This is a genomic window from Ilumatobacter fluminis, from assembly GCF_004364865.1.
GTDB classification, from domain to species: Bacteria; Actinomycetota; Acidimicrobiia; order Acidimicrobiales; family Ilumatobacteraceae; genus Ilumatobacter; species Ilumatobacter fluminis.
In genome coordinates this window covers 3,414,550-3,431,903 of record NZ_SOAU01000001.1, presented here as the reverse complement: position 1 = coordinate 3,431,903, position 17,354 = coordinate 3,414,550, and the positions used below count along the sequence as shown (strand labels likewise).

The following is a 17,354-nucleotide window of genomic DNA, read 5'->3' as shown; positions in this document are numbered from 1 at the left end:
GGTGCTCACCGTCTCGGGTCGACTCGGTGACGAACGCCCCGGTTGCGGGGCGTCGAGGTCACTCACGTTCGTCTGCCGAGCCTCTGCGCTTGGCGAAGAAGAACGCACCCGCACCGGCGACGACGAGCACGCCGACGATCACGGCGATCAGTGCGCCGTTGCCGCCACCGTCACCATCACCGTCATCACCGTTGTCGTCACCGTCGTCGGATCCGGTGTCGCCGTCGGTCGTCGCTTCCGTTGCGCTGCCGTCCGGGGTGGTGTCACCCGTGGCCGTCGTCGCGTCGGATCCGGTGTCGTCGGAGGTGTCCGGGGCGTCGGTGCCGCCGACCGGGGTGATGAGTGCGTACGACGGCGACGACTGCGAGAAGATCACCGGACCGACCTCCGCCGGCTGACGGACGAATCCCTCGAACCGGTCGGTGCGGTACGCCTGCAAGTCGGGCGTGTACCAGAGCGCCGGATAGATCGCCGCGTCGTGGACGATGCGCACCATTTCGTGCACGATCTCCCGACGACGCTCCGGGTCGACCTCCTGGTTCTGTTCCGCATAGAGCGCGTCGTACTCGGGGTCGAACCAGTTGGCGTCGTTCCAGTTCCCGAGCTCGGCTTCGGTGAAGTACGACAGCAGCGGATCGGGGTCGACGAACGGCACCCATCCCCAGTAGAAGGTGTCGTAGGTGCCGTCGACGATCACGCCGAACAGCTGGTCCTGGTCGTACGCCTCGAGTTCGACGCCGATGCCGATCGCGTTCATCCAGTTGCTCCACAGTTCGCCCATCGCACCACCGAGATCGGAGTCGGTGTTCACCGCGTGGCGCAGGACGATGTCGTCACCGCCGCCGGGCATCTCCCGGATGCCGTTGCCGTCGGTGTCGACGTAACCCAGCTCGTCGAGCGCAGCGGCTGCCGCTTCGGGGTCGTAGGAGAACAACTCGTCCTCGGCGATCTCCGGGACCCACGCCAGGTCGGCCGCGACCGAGATGGTCGTCGCCGGGCGGGCGAGGCCGAACCAGAGGTCTTCGGTGGCGCCGACCTTGTCGATCGCCCGGTTCAGCGCTCGCCGGAACTCGACGTCGAGCAGAGCCGGGTGTGGCTGGCCGTCGGCTGCGCCACCGTTGAATGCGATCTCGTCGAACCCGCCTTGCAGCCCGGCGATGGCGACGATGTCGGGATCGGCGTCGATCGACGCGAAGGCCGACGCCGGGATGCCCTGGGCGGCGTCGATCTCGCCGCGCTGCAACGCAGCGACCATCGCATCCGGGTTCGCGAAGTAGCGGAAGATGAGGGTGCCGACGGCCGGTTCGCCGTCGTAGTAGTTCGGGTTGGCCGTCATCGTGAGCGACTCCTCCGACTGGTAGTCGGAGATCGTGAACGGGCCGCTGCCGACACCGTCGAGGGCGTCGTAGCTGTCGATCGTCTCGGGGGTCGCGTGCTCTTCCCAGATGTGCTTCGGGAGCACGTAGATGCCGACGGCGGGCAGGCGGGGATCCGGCACGGACGACGTCACCGTCACGGTGCGGTCGTCGATCACCTCCGCCGACAGGTTCGCAACCGTCGACACATAGTTCGACCACTCCTGATCGCGCGCCGTGTTGATGTTCCATGCGACGTCCTCGGCCGTCAGTGGTTCGCCATCCGACCACAGCAGGCCCTCGCGCAGGGTGTACGTGTACGAGACACCGGGCTCGTTCTCGACCCACGACTCGGCGAGCGCCGGTTCGGGTGAGTAGTCGGCGGTCGACCGTGTCGTGAGCCCGGAGTACTGGATGTTCCAGGCCTCGTACTCGGGGATGGCGAAGCCGACGACCGGGTTCAACGTCTCCCAAGGCTGGGTCAGCCCGACGATCATCGTCGTGTCGTCTTGCGCCGCTGCCGGCGCGCCCAGGGTCCCAAGGGTCACGGTGCCGGCCAGCAGGCCGGCACCGATCAGGCGCCTCAACATCGAACTCTCCCTGTTCCGATCGGGCGCCTCGGCGCCATTGGATTGTCGACGTGATTCTGACGATCGGAGGTCTGGAGCGCAAGTACCAATTTCATGTCGTTTCGGTGCGACTGTTCCGGGTCTCGAGTGAGGCCGGACCGTCCGCCCGAGCCCGCCGCTCCTAGGTAACCGAACGACATCTCACGAGCGGTCGCAGTCGGTCTGGGTCGGCGTTCGGCGCGTGTCGCATCGACCGGATGGAGCGGGTGCTCGTCGGTTCGTCACCCATCTCGCCCGATCGGCGCGCCGTCACGGTTCTGGCTGACCGGGAGCGGGTACGGCACCGTCATGGCAACGGACACGACGACGAGCACGACCACGACGTCGACCGCCGGAACGAGTGTCGACCCGCGGGCTGCGGCCCTGATGGTGATGGGGATGGCGTGCTTCGGCTCGGCGACACCGGTGAGCCGGATCGTCGGGCGCTCGTTCCCCGTGTGGCTCGGCTCGACGACCCGGATGCTCGTCGCCGCAGCGGTACTCGCCCCCATGGTGTGGTGGCGACGTCGGCGTCGCGATGAACCGTCGTTGTGGCAGACGGTCAGGACGATCGACGCGGCCGACCGGTGGCGTCTCACAGCGATCGGCGTGGTCGGCACGTTCGCGTTCACGGCGTTCATGCTGATCGGGATGCGAGAGGCTCCCGGAGCCGTCGGCGCGATCGTCATGGCGACGACGCCCGCCGTCACGGCCGTCGCGTCGGTGCTGTTCCTCGGCGATCACCTCACGAAGTGGAAGACGATCGCGATCGCGCTCGCCGTCACTGGCGTCGTGATCGTCAACATCTTCGGGTCGACCGGCAGCGATTCGGGGGATCTGGTCGTCGTCGGGTCGCTGCTCGTCTTCGCCGCCGTCTGCTGCGAGGCCACCTACACCTTGGTCGGGATGCAACTGTCCGCCGATCTCGACCCGATGAGCCTCACCCTGCTCGCAGCGGTCGTTGCGATCGTGGCGTTCTCGCCGCTCGCGATCTGGGATCTGATCGGGTTCGACTGGACGGAGCCGTCGACGTCGGAGTGGCTCGGTGCCCTCTGGTGGGGCGCCGGCACCATGGCGCTCGGGTCGGTGCTCTGGTTCATGGGCAACCGTGATGTGAGCGGGACGACGGCGTCGGTGTTCATGGGCGTCATGCCGGTCAGCGCACTGGTGCTCTCGTACGTCCTGCTCGGCGAGCCGTTCCAGTGGATCCACGTGGTCGGCATGGCGACGGTGCTCGCCGGGCTCGTGATCACCTCGATGGCGGGCGACGGCCACGGACACTGACACGGTGCGGTCGTCAGCGGTCGTCAGCCGTCGTTGTCTACGCTGCGCGCATGTCGCAGCAACCGGATCGACCGTCGTGGGCGCCGACGGCGCTGACGCTGTCGCTCGTCGGCGGCTTCGTCGTCGGACTGGCCACGGTGCTGCTGGCGATCGGTCGCGGCATTGGCTGCTCGATGGAGGACGACTGCGGGAGCTCCACCTGGCTGCTCGTGCTCGCACTGCTCGCCGTGATGGCGATCGTCGCCCCGTTCGTCGGGTTCGGCGCGTTGAACGGACGCGGTGGCAGCGAGGCGCGCTGGATCATGCTCTCCATGGTCGGCCCGACCCTGATGTGGGTCGTGGCCTTCGTCGTGATCGCCGCCTGACGTCCGTTGCCGCCGGCGGGCGAGTTCAGTCGAACAGGTCGGGGTCGGAGCGCTGGATCTCGTCCCACATCGGCTGGAACTGGTACCAGCCGACGGCGTGGCTGCCCGTCTCGTTGAACGTGTAGCGGGCGTACTCGTCGCGGATCTCGTGCGGGGTGCCGGCGGCCATCGCCATCAGCTGGGCCTGGCACGAGCGCTCCATCGTCACGAACCACCAGCACGCCTCGTCGACGGTCGTGCCGACGGTGAACAGGCCGTGGTTCTGGTGGATCGCCGCCTTGCCGTCGCCGAACTTCGATGCGAACTCCTTGCCTGCCTCGACCTCGAACACGACGGCGCCGCCCTGTTCGGCGATGACGACGTGATCGTCGTAGAAGGCGCATGCGTCTTGGGTGAGCGGGGCGAGCGGGATGCCGAGCGAGCTGAACGACTTGCCGTACGGCGAGTGCGAGTGGGCGGCGGCGACGACGTCGGGGCGTGCCTGGTGGATCGCTGCGTGCAGCACGTAGGCGGCGCGGTTCACGTGGTGGCCGCCGTAGACGACGTTGCCCTCGTGATCGCACAGGATCAGATCGGAGACCCGCATGTGGCGGAAGCTGACACCGAGCGGGTTCACCCAGAACATGTCGGGATACTCGGGGTCGCGCACGGTGATGTGCCCGGCTACGCCCTCGCTGAAGCCGAACTTGCCGAAGATGCGCAGCGCGCCGGCGAGCTTCTGCTTGCGGTGCAGACGCTCCTCCTCGACCGTGTCGAACTCGGGCGGCGTGCGGAAGTACAGGTCGGTCTTCGGGGTGAGCGGAACCCCATCGATCGTGCGGACGGATTCGTCGGTCATCGCCATGAACCGAGCGTACCGAGCCGGTCAGCCGTTGGCGAGACCGAGCTGCGACGTGATGGCGTCGAAGACGTCGTCTTTCGACCGGGTGGCGTCGATCTCGACGAGCTGTTCCTTGGCGGCGAACAGCTCGAGCGCCGGCTCGGTCCGCTCGTGGTAGTCGCGGAGCCGTTGGGCGAGCGCGTCGGGCGTGTCGTCGTTCCGCGCCACGAGCTGACCGCCGCACACGTCGCAGCGACCGTCGACGTCGGGGCGGTGCGACATGTGGTTGTAGTCGAGACCACACTCGGAGCAGACCCGGCGGGCCATGATCCTCGCCTCGACCTCGGCGTCGGGCATGACGAGATGGATCACGGCGTCGATGTCGTAGCGCTCGAGGAAGAACTCGGCCTGGCCGACCGTGCGTGGGAAGCCGTCGATGACGAACCCGTAGTTCCAGTCGTGCGCCTCGAGCCGGTCGCGCACCACCTGCTCGACGACGTCGTCGCCGACCAGCATCCCGGCGTCGATGTCGCGGCGGACCCGCGCGCCGAGCTTGGTGTGGTGCTGCACGTTCCAGCGGAAGATGTCGCCGACCTCGATGTGTTCGAGCTCGAAGTCGGCGGCGAGTCGGCGGGCTTGGGTGCCCTTGCCGCTGCCCTGCACCCCCATGATCACGTACTTGCGCACGACGTCATGTTGGCACGCCCGTGCGCTCGCCCCGAGCGGCGGTCAGGAGCGTTCGGCGGTCACGACCTCGGCGCCGGTGTTGCCGAATGCTTCGACGAGGAGGAACGGTTCGTCGTTGTACGGCTTGCGTCGAAGGGTCGCCTTCAGCATCGTGGCCGACACCAGATGTCGCCCGTCGGGGAACTCGAGGTGGATCACGCGGTTGGACAGTCCGTATCCCTTGGCGTCGAACCAGTGGAGCCGGATGCCGTCACGGTCGATCGCCTCGATCAGGGCGCCGGGCGTCGGTCGGATCGACGTCTGCTTCGGCTTGTGGAACAGGAGTCGGCGATCGGTGACGGTGAGCCAGGAAGCCAGGAGATCGGCGCGGAGCTTCGGGTTGTCGAGGTCGAGACCGCGGTCCTGGGCGTACTGGGTGCCGAGCGCCGACGATCCGCTGCCGTGGACGGTGCCGCCCGACGAGACCCGTCCGGTCCCGATCTGGTTCGCCAGCCCGACGACGGCCTGGATCTGCTCACCCGGTTCGAGGTCGTCGGCGACGATGCCGCGGACCCGCTCGTTCAGCTTCATGCGGCCATGATCCCCGCCGACCTTTCGACAACCTTTCGGCGGTCTTCGGGGCGCGCCGCCGCCCCAGCGCAGGGCTGGGGTCGATCGGTCGGTTCTCGAGTCGGTGAGCTCGGGGTCGGGCGGCGCGCGTCACGCTGCGGGTTGTCGCTCCCGCACCCGTTCCGGTGCCGGTTCCTGTTCGTCGACCGTTCGCCGTCGGCGGCGTTGTGGCGGTACATCCGGTTCACTGACCGTGAACACCTGGCCGTCGGGTTGCCGGACCGTGAGTGTTCGATCGTCGGTGAGTTCGAGTGTCCAGCCGCCTTCGTGGACGACGTGGTGGTGTCGTGAGCAGAGCGGGATGAGGTTGTCGAGATCGGTGCTGCCACCGTGCTCCCACGGGACGATGTGATGCATCTCGCACCGATCGAACGGAACATCGCAGTCCCCGAACCCGCACGTCCGATACATCGCCCGCAGCGCTCGCCGTTGAGCACGGTTCGCGTTGCGTGCCGTGCGCCCCGCCGACAGCGGCACACCGTGTTCATCGACGAACACGACCGTGACGCGGGCGTTGCACATCACCCGCGACACCGTCGCCGGCGCCACGGCTGACCCGTCACCGGTCTCACACACCGATTCGTCGGTGAGATCACCCGAGGCGACCGTGTGAGCGTCCGCGATCAAGGTCACGTCACCGGTGCCCGGGTGCAGATGCCGGTTCCCGGCTGCGACCAACTCGCCCAACGCCTCCGCCGCCAATCGGTTGCGGTCAACGCTGCGGTCGACACACTCCGGATCCCCTGCGGCCGCGCCCTCCTTGATGAGCGTCGAGACGTGTCGGTCGACCGGCCCGAACACCTTGCTGGCCAGTTCCGGATGGAGCGCGAACCGTCCCTCCACCAACCCAGTCGCCGTGTTCGTCTTGCGGGACAGGAACGTGCTGCGCCGCTGTCGAGTCGAGCGTTCGATGCCGTTGTCGCGCTCGATCACCCGAGCCAGATCACGAACCGACCGACCGAACTCCTCCGGCGACAAACGCCTCGCATCGTCCAAGAGGTCGTCTTCACGATCGAACAGTTCATGCTTCACGTCGTCGTCGAGCTTCGCTGTGGCATTCGCCAACGCGTCGACGTGCTCGGCACCGATCTCACCCGCACCCAACGCGTCTTCGAACGACGGCGCCTCATCCAACGTCTTCGAGCGACGCTCCTTCCGCTTCCCCTCCGCCGATGACACACCACCGGTCTGCGCGTGCACATCGGCAGCCGGTGCTGCACCCTGCTGCTCATGGAGTTCGATCATCCGGCGCGTCACAGTGGCTTCGACCTGATCGATGAACCCCCGCAACCGACGCGTCGCACCCAACACCGCAGCACAACCGGTCGGATCAGCCGCAGCCACATCGACCGCGAAGATCGCGGTCAACTCAGCTGCGGGGTCGGGAGAACTCATACACCCCATCATGACGAAGGGGTGTAACAGAGTTTCCCGATTCCAGACCCTCCCGACGAAGAAGTCTCGAGATTTCTTCGACCATCGGAGAGCCTGAGCGTCAGTGCGCCCCGTGCTAGCACGGGTCGATGGGTTTCTCCGTTCGTCGGCGTGACGACGCACTCGTCATCGCGCTGAGCGGATGGGATCGAGCGATGAACCTGCGTGGCCGACTCGTTGTGCCTCTGGCCGACGTGTCCGGTGCCCGGGTCGAGGAACGCCACGAGCTCGAGACGCTGATCGACCATCGTTCCGTCGGCATCGGCACCCACCTCGGGCGCGAGCACCCGAACCGTCGACGGGTCGGCACGATGCTGGGTCGTGGCGTTCCCGGCAACCAGTTCTGGGCGGTCGCGGCCGGCGACGCGACGCGCCCGCTCCTCGTCATCGACCTGGTACCACGCAGAGGCTTCCGCCGCCTCGTTCTCGACGTCGACGACCCACCAGGCATGGCGGCAGCACTCTCGGTACCTCGCTCGCCCTGAGCCGGTGCACGTCGGGCGTCGTGGTGTCGCGGAGCGCCGAGAACGACCCGAGCGCCTACGTTGGTCGACGTGCTCATGGTGTTCGCAGGGTTGCCCGGGGTGGGCAAGACGACGATCTCGGGGTCGCTCTGTCGACGAACGGGAGCGAGCTTCGTTCGGATCGATGCCATCGAGATCGGCTTGCAACGTACGGGCCCGGTCCCGCCGGGCGGACTCGGTGCGACCGGATACGAGATCGCTCATCACGTCGTGCGATCCATGCTGCTCGAGCAGCTGCACGTGGTCGTCGATGCGGTGAACCCGGTCGGTGAGGCTCGACGCGGCTGGAGCGATCTGGCGAACGAACTGGACGTCCGTTTGCTGTCGGTCGAGGTGGTCTGTGGCGACGCCGACGTCCATCGTCGACGCGTCGAGCAGCGCACCGCCGACCTGCCGGGGCACGACCTGCCGACCTGGCACGACGTCGTCGACCTGGCGTACGAACCATGGCCCGACGTCGACCTCGTGGTCGACTCGACCCGCCCGACCGACGACGTGGTCGGGGAGATCCTGCGTCGGCTCGAACCCCCCGGTGGTCGATAGTCGCCTCCGGCCCGGCGAGTTTCGTCGAGCGTCGGTCCCCCTCGGCTCGTCGACTTGTTCCCTCGACGGGGAGCCGTGATCATCCGCCCCGAAGGAACTCGATGGACGGACGCGTCCCTGCCGTCCGGGAACGGTTCGTAGGATCGGCGGCATGCGCATCTTCTTCACGGGTGGGAGCGGCAAGGCCGGCCGGTACGCGATCGACCACCTCGTCGCACAGGGTCATCGCGTCACGAACGCCGACCTCATGCCGCTCGGCCGTGACGGCGTGCCCGATCTGCGCGTCGACCTCACCGACGCCGGTCAGGTCGTCAACGCCCTGTCGTCCTACGCAGACTTCGACGAACTCGAACCGGGAACCGGCGTGCCGACCTACGACGCCGTCGTCCACTTCGCGGCGGTCGCTCGGATCCTCATCTGCCCGGACAACGAGACGTACCGCGTCAACGTCCTCAGCACCTACAACGTGCTCGACGCCGCCGTGAGGCTCGGCATCCCCAAGGTGATCTTCGCCAGCTCCGAGACGACCTACGGCATCTGCTTCGCCGACGGAGAGATGCGGCCCGAGTACGTCCCGATCGACGAGGATCACCCGACCGTGCCCGAGGACAGCTATGCAATGTCGAAGGTCGTCAACGAGGCCACCGCCCGCTCGTTCCAGGCCCGATCCGGCATCGATGTCTACGGCCTCCGTATCAACAACGTCATCGAGCCGCACGAGTACGCCGAGCAGTTCCCGGCCTACGTGACCGACCCGGCGCTCCGCCGCCGGAACATCTTCGCCTACATCGACGCCCGCGATCTCGGCCACATGGTCGAGTGCTGTCTCCGTACCGACGGTCTCGGCTACGAGGTGTTCAATGTGTCGAACGACGACACCTCGGTCGGTATCACGAGCGAGGAGGTGTACGACCGTTTCTACGCCGGCGTCGAGCGCCGCGCCGATCTCGACGGCCACACGACCTTCTACGCCAACGACAAGGCCAAGCGACTCGTCGGGTTCGCTCCGCAGCACACCTGGCGCGACATCGTCGGCGCCACCTGACCCCGAAACCTCGCCGGGGCGCCCGGCTGGAAGCTGCGACACTCGGGCATGGACCTCACGACCGCGTGGCCGCCGTTCGGGCTGCGTCTGCGCCACGACGACCTCGAGCTGCGACCGGTCACCGACGACGACGCGTTGCACATCGCGTCGTGGATCCCCGATCTGCTCCCGGCCGACCAGCGGTACTTCCTGCCCAACCTCTATCGGGCGATGCAGGCCGACACGGCCGAGGAGATGGCCCGTCTCGAGCTCCAGTGGATCTGGCGGCAACGCGCCACGATGTCGCCCGACGACTGGGGCCTGACCCTCACCGTCGTCGTCGACGGCGAACCCGTCGGCATCCAAGGTCTGGAGGCGGCAGCATTCAGGGTGCGGCGCACGATCAACAGCGGCTCGTTCCTCGTTCCGTCACGCCGGGGTTCCGGCATCGGCACCCGAGCTCGAGGCCTCATGCTCTCGTTGGCCTTCGATCACTTCGGTGCTGCTGCCGCCGAATCCGGCTACATGGACGGCAACGACGCTTCCCGCATCGTCTCCGAACGGCTCGGCTACCTCCCGAACGGCGTGATGTTCCACGAGTTCGAGGGGCAGCGACGCCGAGAGCAGCGAGTCCTGCTCGAAGCCGAGCGGTGGCGATCGTTGCGTCCGACCTGGCTCGACGAGGCGTCCGTCGACGGGGTCGATGCCCTGCGTCGACAACTCGACATCGCCTGAACGAACGGGCCGACCCGTCGCCGACTCGGCTCAGCGCAGGAGCGCGAGGTCACGCTGCGCGTACCGGAGGTGCGCCCACTCCTCCTCCAGGATCACCCGGACGCAGTCACCGACCGACGGGTGCCAGTCGCCATCACGGTCCCACGGGTTGTCACGTTCCTCCGCGAGTAACTCCGGAGTGACGTCGGCGAGGAAGTCGGTCACCATCTGCTGCCGCTCGGCCCGCGCCGCCATGATCTCGTCGAACGACGGCTCGTCGGTGCGGAAGATCGTCATGTCGAAACCCATCCGCTCCGCACTCGAGAAGATCTGGCCGATCTCGTGGAACGGCTGCTCGATCCGCATGATCCCGCCGCGCAGCCAGGCGTCGGTCACGAGCACCATGTGTCGCAGCGTCTGGGCGAGCGACCACTCGTCGTCGACGCGGGCGTCTCGCAGCTCGACCGGTGTCTCCGACACGACTCCCGCCCACGCCGCCTGGGCCGCCACCCAACCCTCGCGCAACCCGTCGGGCGTCTCGGCGTGCTGCAACTCTCGGCCGGGGTAGCGCCGGTTCAGCTCGGCCTCGACGAGCGGCACGACGTCGACACCGTTGACGAACAGGCTGCCGAACGGGATGTCGTGGCCGTCGATGTCGAGCCCGTTCGCGTCGACGGCGCGCATCGTCACGCCGCTGAGATCGCACGATCGGAAGGTCGCGCCCCGGAAGCTCGTGCGGGCGAACGCCTGCCCCTCGAAGTCCCCCGATTCCGATGAGGTCGTCATCGCCTCAGTCTTGCCGCGATCGAGGCGGTGCGGAGACCGGCGGCGGCCGGCGCGAGACTCGGCGTCGTGAACCGCGCCGTGAACCCCTCGTCGATCGCTCCGCCCGCCGCCAACTACGCACACGCCGTCGTCACCGAGGGCGCCTCGAAGTGGCTGCACACCTCGGGCGTCGTACCCGTGCAACCCGACGGCACCGTGCCCGACGACATCGCCGAACAGGCCGAGGTCGTCTGGCAGAACATCGGCGCCATGCTCGACCAGGCCGGCATGCGCCCGGCCGACATCGTCTCGGTCACCACCTACGCCGTCGTCGGCGAACCGCTGGCCGAGGTGATGGCCGCTCGTGACCGCTTCCTCGGTGGCCACCGGGCCGCCTCCACATTGGTGACCGTGCCCGCCCTCGCCCAACCGGCGTGGCGGATGGAGATCGCCGTCGTGGCCGCCGCCTGACCTACCCTGACACCATGTCGGAACGGTCGATCGCCACGTGGTTGGGAGAGCACGCCGACGTCGACTGCTGCGACATCGTGACGACCGGCCGCAACACCGGCAATCCGCACGAGATCGAGATCTGGTTCGGGGTCGACGGCGGGACGATGTATCTCATCTCGGGCAACGGTGTCGGCGCTGACTGGTACCAGAACCTCCTGTTCAACCGGGAGGTCGTCGTGAAGCTGGCCGGGTCGACCCATCTCGGCCATGCCCGAGTCGTGGTCGAACCCGACGAGCGACGCCGGGTCGGCGACCTGATGGGCGACAAGTACGTGTGGGGTGGCGATCCGTCGATCGGCCTCACCTACGACGCCTGGTGCTACGACGTCCCCGCCGTCGCCATCGAGTTCGGCTGACGGTTCAGCCCAGGTGGGTCACCTCGACCGGCGGGCGATCCGGTGCGTCGACGGTCGAAACCGGCCAGCCGAGGTAGATCACGCCGACGATCCGGTCGTCGGGCTCGAATCCGCAGAAGGCGAGCGAGTGCTCCCCGTCGAGGATCGGCGCCGTGGACCAGAAGGAGGCCAGTCCGGCGGCCGTCGCCCCGAGGAGCAGATTCTGGATACCGGCCGCCACGGCGTCACGGTTCTCGTCGTGCAGCGACGCGTTCTCGTGCGGTGCGCAGCCCACCACCAGGACGGCGGGGGTGCGGCCGTACTTGGTCATCGTCTTCACCCGCTTGCCGTCGTCGCCGAAGTCGCGATCGATCATGTCGGCGACGAAGGCTTCGCCGAGCCCGAACCGGGCCTCGCCGGTGCAGCTGGCGAACCTCCACGGCCAGGTGCGCTTGTGGTTGGGCGCCCAGGTCGCCAGGTCGCACAGCCGGTCGATCAGGACGTCGGGGACCGCCCGGCCCTGATCGACCAGCATGTGCGTCCGGCGGCTCCGTACCAGTTCGGCGAACTCGTCCAACTGCATGTGCCCACTCTGACAGACGGTCAGGCGGTCACCCAGATCGAAAGTTCGGCGCCGTCGTCGCCGGCGGTGAACGACAGGCCGTCGGGTTCGGTCACCCGTGCGGCGTCGCCCGTGGCGAGCAGCCCGCCGGGCTGCAGCGTGCCGGCGCCGCGAGCCACGAACACGTGCACGTGGCGGTCGGTCGGCAGGTCGACGGTCTCGCCCGCTCTCACCCTGCCGCCCCACAACTCGGCGCCCTGTTGATGGATGTGGACGGCGCCGTCGCCCTTCCCGGACGCAATCCGGAACAGGCGGCCCGAATCGAGTTCGTCGCCGACCTCGTTCTGCTCGTAGCCCGGCGTGATGCCGCGGGTGTCGGGTGGGACCCATATCTGGAGGAAGTGGACGTCGGCGTCGGGGCTCGCATTGTGCTCGCTGTGAAGGATGCCCGACCCGGCCGACATGCGCTGGGCCTGTCCCGGCTCGATGATCCCGTGATTGCCCTCGGAGTCGCGATGCTCGAGCGCGCCCGACAGCACCCAGGTGACGATTTCCATGTCGCGGTGGTGGTGCGTGCCGAACCCGGTGCCGCCGCGGACCACGTCGTCGTTGTTGACGAGCAGTAGGCCGAAGCCGGTGTTCGCCGGGTCGTAGTGGGGGCCGAAGCTGAAGGAGTGCTTGGAGTCGAGCCAGTCGAGCTGGGTGGCGAACCGCTCGTCGGCTCTCCGGATGTCGAGTGTCGTCATGTCGAATCAAACCCTTGTGCTCGCAACAATATTCCCTGACGGGCTCCGTGCTCGGCTCTGCCACAATCGCCGACCGTGCACGTCGTCGCCATCCTCGCCGCTGCCGTGCTGTTCGGTTCGACCGGCACTGCGCAGGCGCTCGGCCCCGATGCGGCGACTCCGCTCGGCGTGGGCGCCGTCCGGATCGCGATCGGTGCGGTCGGACTTTGGCTCTTCGTGCGCGGCGGCGCCCACACCTCGGCCATCCGTCGCGAGTGGCGATGGGTCGCGACCGGCGCCGTCGGTGTCGCCGCGTACCAGCCCGGCTTCTTCACCGGGACCGAGCGCCTCGGGGTCGCGCTCGGCACGATCGTGGCACTCGGGAGCGGACCCGCATTCGCCGGAGTGGTTCAGTGGGGCATGGGAGTGCGCCCCACCGCGGCGTGGGCGCGAGCCACCGGACTCGCCGTCGCCGGCGGATGCCTGTTGGTCTTCGCCGGCGAGTCGGGGGCCCGCTTCAGCCTCGTCGGACTCCTCGGTTCGCTCACGGCCGGCCTCGGCTATGCGCTGTACGCGATTGCGACCCGCCGCCTGATCGAGCGCGGTGTCGGGTCGACCCAGGCCTCGGCATGGCAGTTCTCGATCGGCGCCCTCCTGCTGGCCCCGCTCCTGTTCATCGAACCGATGGGCTGGCTGACCGAACCCGGTGGCCTCCTGATGGCCCTCCACCTCGGCCTGGCGTGCACATCTCTCGCTTACGTCCTGTACGGATGGGGCCTACGAGCGGTCGAGGCGGCGACGGCCACGACCCTCACCCTGGCCGAACCGGTCACGGCAGCGATCTTGGCCGTCACCGTCCTCGACGAACGTCTCGCCTGGTTCGGCTGGGTCGGCGCCGGCCTCGTCGTGCTCGGCCTCGCCACCCTCGGTGGGGGAGCGCGGCCGGCCCCGTGGCGTGGCGTTTCGTGGCGTCGCGGCTCGGGTACCGCGCGGCCATGACGAACCCAGCGACCATCCTCATCGCCGTCGATGCCGAGGAGGGCGCGAAGCGGGCCACGCTCGCTGCCGCCTCGCTGTTCCCCGACGCCACCCTTCGCTTCGCTCACGTGGCGCGCCCGGTTCCGCTCACGCCGCCCGGCGCCTACGGCCCCGCCGGCGTCGCTCCCGTCGGGGTCGCTCCGGTCGACACCGAACTCGACCCCGAGGAAACCAAACAGTCGGCCCGTGCCGTCGCCCAGCAGGCGGCCGCCGACTCGGGCCGCCCCGACGCCGCCGCCGTCGGGCTGATCGGTGACCCCGCCGACGCCCTCATCGACGAAGCCACCGACTGCGGCGCCGACGCCATCGTCGTGTCGGCCCACGATCGCGGCTGGATCGAACGGCTCTTCCACCACTCGGTCAGCGACGACATCCAGCGCATGTCGCCCGTCCCGGTCGTCGTCGTGCCGGACCCCAGCTGATCGCGAAATCCGAACGGCTCAGGGTGACGGTGTCGCCCGTGTAGGTTCCGGCTCATGGCGTTCCTCGACCTGAGCAAGAAGCCCACCGGCGCACTCAAGTGGTTTCTCAAGGCACCGACGTACCTCTTTCGCGCCAAGCTCGGGTTCCTCTTCGGAAAGCGATTCGTGATGCTCGAGCACCGGGGGCGCACGAGCGGCAACGTGTACCGCACGGTGATCGAAGTGGCCGGCCGCAACCCCGAGGCGAATGAGTACATCTGCACCTCGGGCACCGGCCCGCAGGCCGACTGGTACCGGAACCTGCAGGCCGATGGGCTCGATGCGGTCTGGGTCGGGAACAGCCGTCACGCCGATGCGACCGTCCGCTTCCTCGATGCAGAGGAAGCCTCCGTCTTCATGTCCGTGTACGAGCGCGAGCACCCCAAGACGGCCGCCAAGCTCTATGACGTGATGGGTGTCTCGTACGACGGCACCGATGCTGACCGCACCCGCATGATGGGTGAGATCCCCATGGTCGCCTTTCACGTCCCGTGATCACGGGTCCGCTCGGTGGCGTACAGTCGGGACGTGGCCGAGGTCGTGTTCGCGAAGGCGTTCCGGCGACACGTCGAGTGTCCTGACGCCGAGGTGCCGGGAACGAACCTGCGCGCCGTGCTCGACGCCTATTTCGACCGGCACCCGGTCGTGCGTGGCTACGTGCTCGACGACGCCGGTGGCGTCCGCAAACACGTCGCTCTGTTCGTCGACGGCGACCTCATCACCGACCGCACCGAATTGACCGATCCCGTCGGCGAGCACGCCACCGTGCACGTCTTCCAAGCGCTCTCCGGAGGCTGACATGTCCACTGCACTGATCGGTACCCGCAAGGGCCTGTTCACCCTGACCGCCACCGACGGCGCGTTCCAGCTCTCCGATCCGGCCTTCCCCGGCGTTCGAGTGACGAACGCGGTCCACGACCCCCGCGACGGTGCGCTGTACGCGTCGCTCGACCACGGGCACTTCGGTGTCCACCTCCACCGCAGCGACGACGGCGGTGCCACCTGGCCCGAGATCGCAGCACCCGAGTACCCACCCAAGCCGGACGGCGTGAGCGAGCTCAACCCGATGTCGCAGCAGGAGATCGAGTGGGCGACCCAGCTCGCCTGGATCGTCGAACCCGGCCACCCCGACGAACCCGGCGTATTGTGGTGCGGCACGATCCCCGGCGGTCTGTTCCGGTCGAGCGACCGAGGCGATTCCTGGCAGCTCGTGGAGTCGCTGTGGAACCATCCGTCACGACAGAAGTGGTTCGGTGGCGGCTACGACGACGCCGGCGTCCACTCGATCTCGATCGATCCCCGTGGACCGGGTCGCCTCGTCGTCGGCGTCTCCTGTGGTGGAGCGTGGCGTACCGACGACGGCGGCGCTACCTGGGCGATCGCCGCCCACGGCATGCGGGCCGACTTCGTGCCGCCTGACCAGGCCGACGACCCGGACACACAAGATCCGCACCGTGTCGTGCGATGTGCGGCAGCGCCCGACATGTTGTGGACGCAGCACCACTGCGGCATCTTCCGCTCGACCGACAACGGCGACCGCTGGACCGAGATCACCGAGGCCGGACCGTCGACCTTCGGCTTCGCCGTCGCAGTGCACCCCGCCGACCCCGAAACGGCATGGTTCGTACCCGGCGTCAGCGACGAGGTGCGGATGCCGGTCGACGGCAAACTCGTCGTCACCCGCACCCGCGACGGCGGCGCCACGTTCGACGTGCTCCACCAAGGCCTTCCCGACGGCCCGGCCTACGACCTGATCTACCGCCACGCCTTCGACATCGACGACACCGGTGACGAGCTCCTCATGGGATCGACCACCGGTTCGCTCTGGTGGACCGGCGACGGTGGCGACCACTGGCACGAGGTGTCGAGCAACCTCCCGCCCATCGCCTCCGTCCGCTTCTGCTGAGCCCGGTCGGTCGACGTCGACCGACCTGCATCTCACTCCGTCTTGCGGGCCCGGCTGGGCTGCACTCGCGGTGCCTCGTTCGGCATCTTCGGGTACACGGGTGGCCAGGGTGCGTCGGGGACGCCGTCGGCGATCTGGTCGGCGAACCGCTCGACGAACGGACCGATGTCCTGCGGATGATCATCGATGTCGTGCCACGGGTCGCCGGTCTCGGCGTACCGGTCGGGCACCGTGCGCAACGTGAGTGCGTCGGGGTCGACGCTCATCACCTCGTCCCACTCGATCGGCGTCGACACCTGGGCGCCGACCCGCGGCCGCACGCCCCAGGCCCCGAAGACGTTCTTGTGCGGAGCGTTCTGGTTGAAGTCGACGAAGACCTTGCCCTCGCGCAGCTCCTTCCACCACTCGGCGGTGAACACGTCGGGGTGTTGATCGGCCAGGTCGCGGGCGATCACGACCGAGGCGCCGCGCACGGCGAAGCTGTCGAACCCGTCGACGACGCGCACATAGATGTGCATGCCCTTGCTGCCGGTCGTCTTCACGTACGACCGGATGCCGTGCTCGGCGAAGTAGAGCCGGACGAGCATCGCCGCTTCGCGGATGTCGTCGAACGTCTGGCCCGGTGACGGATCGAGATCGATCCGCAGCTCGTCGCTCCACTGCGGCTTGTCGGCCGTGTATTGCCAGACGTGTAGCCCGAGCACCCCCATGTTCGCGGCCCAGATCACGTGGGCCAGGTCGGCGATCACGAGTGCCCGTGACGGCGTGCCGTTGATCGTCTGCACGGTGGTGGTCGTCAACCAGTCGGGCGCCGACTCGGGGATCCGCTTCTGGAAGAAGCTCTTCTGGCCGACCCCGTTCGGGTACCGCTCGAGCAGCACCGGCCGGTTCCGGATCCACCGCATCAGCGGCTCGCCGACCGCCAGGTAGTACTGGGCGAGATCGAGCTTCGTGGCGGCGATCTTGGGGAACAGCACCTTGTCGGGATTCGTCACCGTGACGGCCCGACCCTCGGCCTCGAGCTCGACCGGTTCGCCGAACTCGTTCGCTTTCGCCATGTGCGGAGCGTACGGCATCGCGAG

At 68.2% G+C, this 17,354-nt stretch carries 22 protein-coding genes; 13 read left to right on the top strand and 9 right to left on the bottom strand.

Features of this window, described 5'->3' with window-relative positions; genetic code table 11:
- Positions 1-58: 58 nt before the first annotated feature.
- The gene (locus tag BDK89_RS15550) at positions 59-1,945 is read right to left on the bottom strand and encodes an ABC transporter substrate-binding protein (protein WP_133869823.1); all 1,887 of its coding nucleotides are present in this window, start codon (positions 1,943-1,945) and stop codon (positions 59-61) included.
- 327 nt (positions 1,946-2,272) lie between these two features.
- Between BDK89_RS15550 and BDK89_RS15545 the strand changes: the two genes are divergently transcribed.
- Together BDK89_RS15545 and BDK89_RS15540 are read left to right on the top strand one after the other, a co-directional pair.
- Positions 2,273-3,247, top strand: coding sequence for a DMT family transporter (locus BDK89_RS15545; RefSeq protein ID WP_133869822.1), 975 nt, complete (start codon positions 2,273-2,275; stop codon positions 3,245-3,247).
- Between the two features lie 50 nt (positions 3,248-3,297).
- Entirely contained in the window at positions 3,298-3,612 is a 315-nt protein-coding gene (locus BDK89_RS15540; protein WP_133869821.1) for a hypothetical protein, read from the top strand.
- A 25-nt stretch (positions 3,613-3,637) separates the two neighbouring features.
- Here the strand turns inward: BDK89_RS15540 and BDK89_RS15535 are convergent, their stop codons facing one another.
- The 4 genes from BDK89_RS15535 to BDK89_RS15520 all read right to left on the bottom strand — a co-directional run bounded on the left by BDK89_RS15535 (position 3,638) and on the right by BDK89_RS15520 (position 7,123).
- Positions 3,638-4,456 (bottom strand): class II aldolase/adducin family protein, encoded by an 819-nt coding sequence (locus tag BDK89_RS15535; protein WP_208294088.1) that lies wholly within the window; start codon positions 4,454-4,456, stop codon positions 3,638-3,640.
- A 21-nt stretch (positions 4,457-4,477) separates the two neighbouring features.
- Positions 4,478-5,119, bottom strand: coding sequence for an adenylate kinase family protein (locus BDK89_RS15530; protein WP_133869820.1), 642 nt, complete (start codon positions 5,117-5,119; stop codon positions 4,478-4,480).
- Positions 5,120-5,161: 42 nt separating this feature from the next.
- On the bottom strand, positions 5,162-5,689 hold the full coding sequence (locus BDK89_RS15525) for a hypothetical protein (protein ID WP_133869819.1): 528 nt from the start codon (positions 5,687-5,689) through the stop codon (positions 5,162-5,164).
- A gap of 129 nt (positions 5,690-5,818) precedes the next feature.
- Positions 5,819-7,123, bottom strand: a complete 1,305-nt coding sequence (locus tag BDK89_RS15520; protein ID WP_166657615.1) for an HNH endonuclease signature motif containing protein — start codon at positions 7,121-7,123, stop codon at positions 5,819-5,821.
- A 128-nt stretch (positions 7,124-7,251) separates the two neighbouring features.
- On the opposite strand from BDK89_RS15520, the gene BDK89_RS15515 reads away from it, so the two are divergent.
- The 4 genes from BDK89_RS15515 (at position 7,252) to BDK89_RS15500 (ending at position 9,988) form a co-directional block, all read left to right on the top strand.
- The gene (locus tag BDK89_RS15515) at positions 7,252-7,647 is read left to right on the top strand and encodes a hypothetical protein (RefSeq protein ID WP_133869817.1); all 396 of its coding nucleotides are present in this window, start codon (positions 7,252-7,254) and stop codon (positions 7,645-7,647) included.
- A gap of 75 nt (positions 7,648-7,722) precedes the next feature.
- A complete protein-coding gene (locus BDK89_RS15510; RefSeq protein WP_243839255.1) occupies positions 7,723-8,229 on the top strand; it encodes a P-loop nucleotide/nucleoside kinase family protein in 507 nt (168 codons plus the stop codon).
- A 151-nt stretch (positions 8,230-8,380) separates the two neighbouring features.
- Positions 8,381-9,274: an NAD-dependent epimerase/dehydratase family protein gene (locus BDK89_RS15505; RefSeq protein ID WP_133869815.1), complete on the top strand. Its 894-nt coding sequence runs from the start codon at positions 8,381-8,383 to the stop codon at positions 9,272-9,274.
- A 48-nt stretch (positions 9,275-9,322) separates the two neighbouring features.
- On the top strand, positions 9,323-9,988 hold the full coding sequence (locus BDK89_RS15500; RefSeq protein ID WP_133869814.1) for a GNAT family N-acetyltransferase: 666 nt from the start codon (positions 9,323-9,325) through the stop codon (positions 9,986-9,988).
- A 30-nt stretch (positions 9,989-10,018) separates the two neighbouring features.
- Here the strand turns inward: BDK89_RS15500 and BDK89_RS15495 are convergent, their stop codons facing one another.
- A complete protein-coding gene (locus BDK89_RS15495) occupies positions 10,019-10,753 on the bottom strand; it encodes a DinB family protein (RefSeq protein ID WP_133869813.1) in 735 nt (244 codons plus the stop codon).
- A gap of 66 nt (positions 10,754-10,819) precedes the next feature.
- On the opposite strand from BDK89_RS15495, the gene BDK89_RS15490 reads away from it, so the two are divergent.
- Both BDK89_RS15490 and BDK89_RS15485 read left to right on the top strand, forming a co-directional pair.
- Positions 10,820-11,203, top strand: a complete 384-nt coding sequence (locus BDK89_RS15490; protein ID WP_243839184.1) for a RidA family protein — start codon at positions 10,820-10,822, stop codon at positions 11,201-11,203.
- Positions 11,204-11,217: 14 nt separating this feature from the next.
- Positions 11,218-11,601, top strand: coding sequence for a nitroreductase/quinone reductase family protein (locus BDK89_RS15485; RefSeq protein WP_133869811.1), 384 nt, complete (start codon positions 11,218-11,220; stop codon positions 11,599-11,601).
- A 4-nt stretch (positions 11,602-11,605) separates the two neighbouring features.
- Here the strand turns inward: BDK89_RS15485 and BDK89_RS15480 are convergent, their stop codons facing one another.
- Together BDK89_RS15480 and BDK89_RS15475 are read right to left on the bottom strand one after the other, a co-directional pair.
- Positions 11,606-12,163: a nitroreductase family protein gene (locus BDK89_RS15480; protein ID WP_133869810.1), complete on the bottom strand. Its 558-nt coding sequence runs from the start codon at positions 12,161-12,163 to the stop codon at positions 11,606-11,608.
- A 20-nt stretch (positions 12,164-12,183) separates the two neighbouring features.
- On the bottom strand, positions 12,184-12,888 hold the full coding sequence (locus tag BDK89_RS15475; RefSeq protein WP_133869809.1) for a pirin family protein: 705 nt from the start codon (positions 12,886-12,888) through the stop codon (positions 12,184-12,186).
- Between the two features lie 75 nt (positions 12,889-12,963).
- On the opposite strand from BDK89_RS15475, the gene BDK89_RS15470 reads away from it, so the two are divergent.
- The 5 genes from BDK89_RS15470 to BDK89_RS15450 are packed head-to-tail and all read left to right on the top strand — an operon-like array spanning position 12,964 to position 16,272.
- A complete protein-coding gene (locus BDK89_RS15470) occupies positions 12,964-13,866 on the top strand; it encodes a DMT family transporter (protein ID WP_133869808.1) in 903 nt (300 codons plus the stop codon).
- Positions 13,863-14,327, top strand: a complete 465-nt coding sequence (locus BDK89_RS15465; RefSeq protein WP_133869807.1) for a universal stress protein — start codon at positions 13,863-13,865, stop codon at positions 14,325-14,327. Before BDK89_RS15470 ends, BDK89_RS15465 begins: the two co-directional genes overlap by 4 nt.
- A 54-nt stretch (positions 14,328-14,381) precedes the next feature.
- Positions 14,382-14,861 (top strand): nitroreductase family deazaflavin-dependent oxidoreductase, encoded by a 480-nt coding sequence (locus BDK89_RS15460; protein WP_133869806.1) that lies wholly within the window; start codon positions 14,382-14,384, stop codon positions 14,859-14,861.
- Positions 14,862-14,894: 33 nt separating this feature from the next.
- Positions 14,895-15,164, top strand: coding sequence for a MoaD/ThiS family protein (locus BDK89_RS15455; protein WP_133869805.1), 270 nt, complete (start codon positions 14,895-14,897; stop codon positions 15,162-15,164).
- A gap of 1 nt (position 15,165) precedes the next feature.
- Positions 15,166-16,272 (top strand): WD40/YVTN/BNR-like repeat-containing protein, encoded by a 1,107-nt coding sequence (locus tag BDK89_RS15450; protein ID WP_133869804.1) that lies wholly within the window; start codon positions 15,166-15,168, stop codon positions 16,270-16,272.
- Between the two features lie 32 nt (positions 16,273-16,304).
- On the opposite strand, the gene ligD is transcribed toward BDK89_RS15450, so the two are convergent.
- Positions 16,305-17,330, bottom strand: coding sequence for a non-homologous end-joining DNA ligase (gene ligD, locus BDK89_RS15445; RefSeq protein WP_133869803.1), 1,026 nt, complete (start codon positions 17,328-17,330; stop codon positions 16,305-16,307).
- Positions 17,331-17,354 lie beyond the last annotated feature (24 nt).

Bases quoted from the DNA above. Each gene is read 5' to 3' on its own strand.
- BDK89_RS15550 (WP_133869823.1), bottom strand. From the start codon at position 1,945: ATGTTGAGGCGCCTGATCGGTGCCGGCCTGCTGGCCGGCACCGTGACC.
- BDK89_RS15545 (WP_133869822.1), top strand. From the start codon at position 2,273: ATGGCAACGGACACGACGACGAGCACGACCACGACGTCGACCGCCGGA.
- BDK89_RS15540 (WP_133869821.1), top strand. From the start codon at position 3,298: ATGTCGCAGCAACCGGATCGACCGTCGTGGGCGCCGACGGCGCTGACG.
- BDK89_RS15535 (WP_208294088.1), bottom strand. From the start codon at position 4,456: ATGGCGATGACCGACGAATCCGTCCGCACGATCGATGGGGTTCCGCTC.
- BDK89_RS15525 (WP_133869819.1), bottom strand. From the start codon at position 5,689: ATGAAGCTGAACGAGCGGGTCCGCGGCATCGTCGCCGACGACCTCGAA.
- BDK89_RS15520 (WP_166657615.1), bottom strand. From the start codon at position 7,123: ATGAGTTCTCCCGACCCCGCAGCTGAGTTGACCGCGATCTTCGCGGTC.
- BDK89_RS15515 (WP_133869817.1), top strand. From the start codon at position 7,252: ATGGGTTTCTCCGTTCGTCGGCGTGACGACGCACTCGTCATCGCGCTG.
- BDK89_RS15510 (WP_243839255.1), top strand. From the start codon at position 7,723: ATGGTGTTCGCAGGGTTGCCCGGGGTGGGCAAGACGACGATCTCGGGG.
- BDK89_RS15505 (WP_133869815.1), top strand. From the start codon at position 8,381: ATGCGCATCTTCTTCACGGGTGGGAGCGGCAAGGCCGGCCGGTACGCG.
- BDK89_RS15500 (WP_133869814.1), top strand. From the start codon at position 9,323: ATGGACCTCACGACCGCGTGGCCGCCGTTCGGGCTGCGTCTGCGCCAC.
- BDK89_RS15495 (WP_133869813.1), bottom strand. From the start codon at position 10,753: ATGACGACCTCATCGGAATCGGGGGACTTCGAGGGGCAGGCGTTCGCC.
- BDK89_RS15485 (WP_133869811.1), top strand. From the start codon at position 11,218: ATGTCGGAACGGTCGATCGCCACGTGGTTGGGAGAGCACGCCGACGTC.
- BDK89_RS15480 (WP_133869810.1), bottom strand. From the start codon at position 12,163: ATGCAGTTGGACGAGTTCGCCGAACTGGTACGGAGCCGCCGGACGCAC.
- BDK89_RS15475 (WP_133869809.1), bottom strand. From the start codon at position 12,888: ATGACGACACTCGACATCCGGAGAGCCGACGAGCGGTTCGCCACCCAG.
- BDK89_RS15465 (WP_133869807.1), top strand. From the start codon at position 13,863: ATGACGAACCCAGCGACCATCCTCATCGCCGTCGATGCCGAGGAGGGC.
- BDK89_RS15460 (WP_133869806.1), top strand. From the start codon at position 14,382: ATGGCGTTCCTCGACCTGAGCAAGAAGCCCACCGGCGCACTCAAGTGG.
- BDK89_RS15450 (WP_133869804.1), top strand. From the start codon at position 15,166: ATGTCCACTGCACTGATCGGTACCCGCAAGGGCCTGTTCACCCTGACC.
- ligD (WP_133869803.1), bottom strand. From the start codon at position 17,330: ATGGCGAAAGCGAACGAGTTCGGCGAACCGGTCGAGCTCGAGGCCGAG.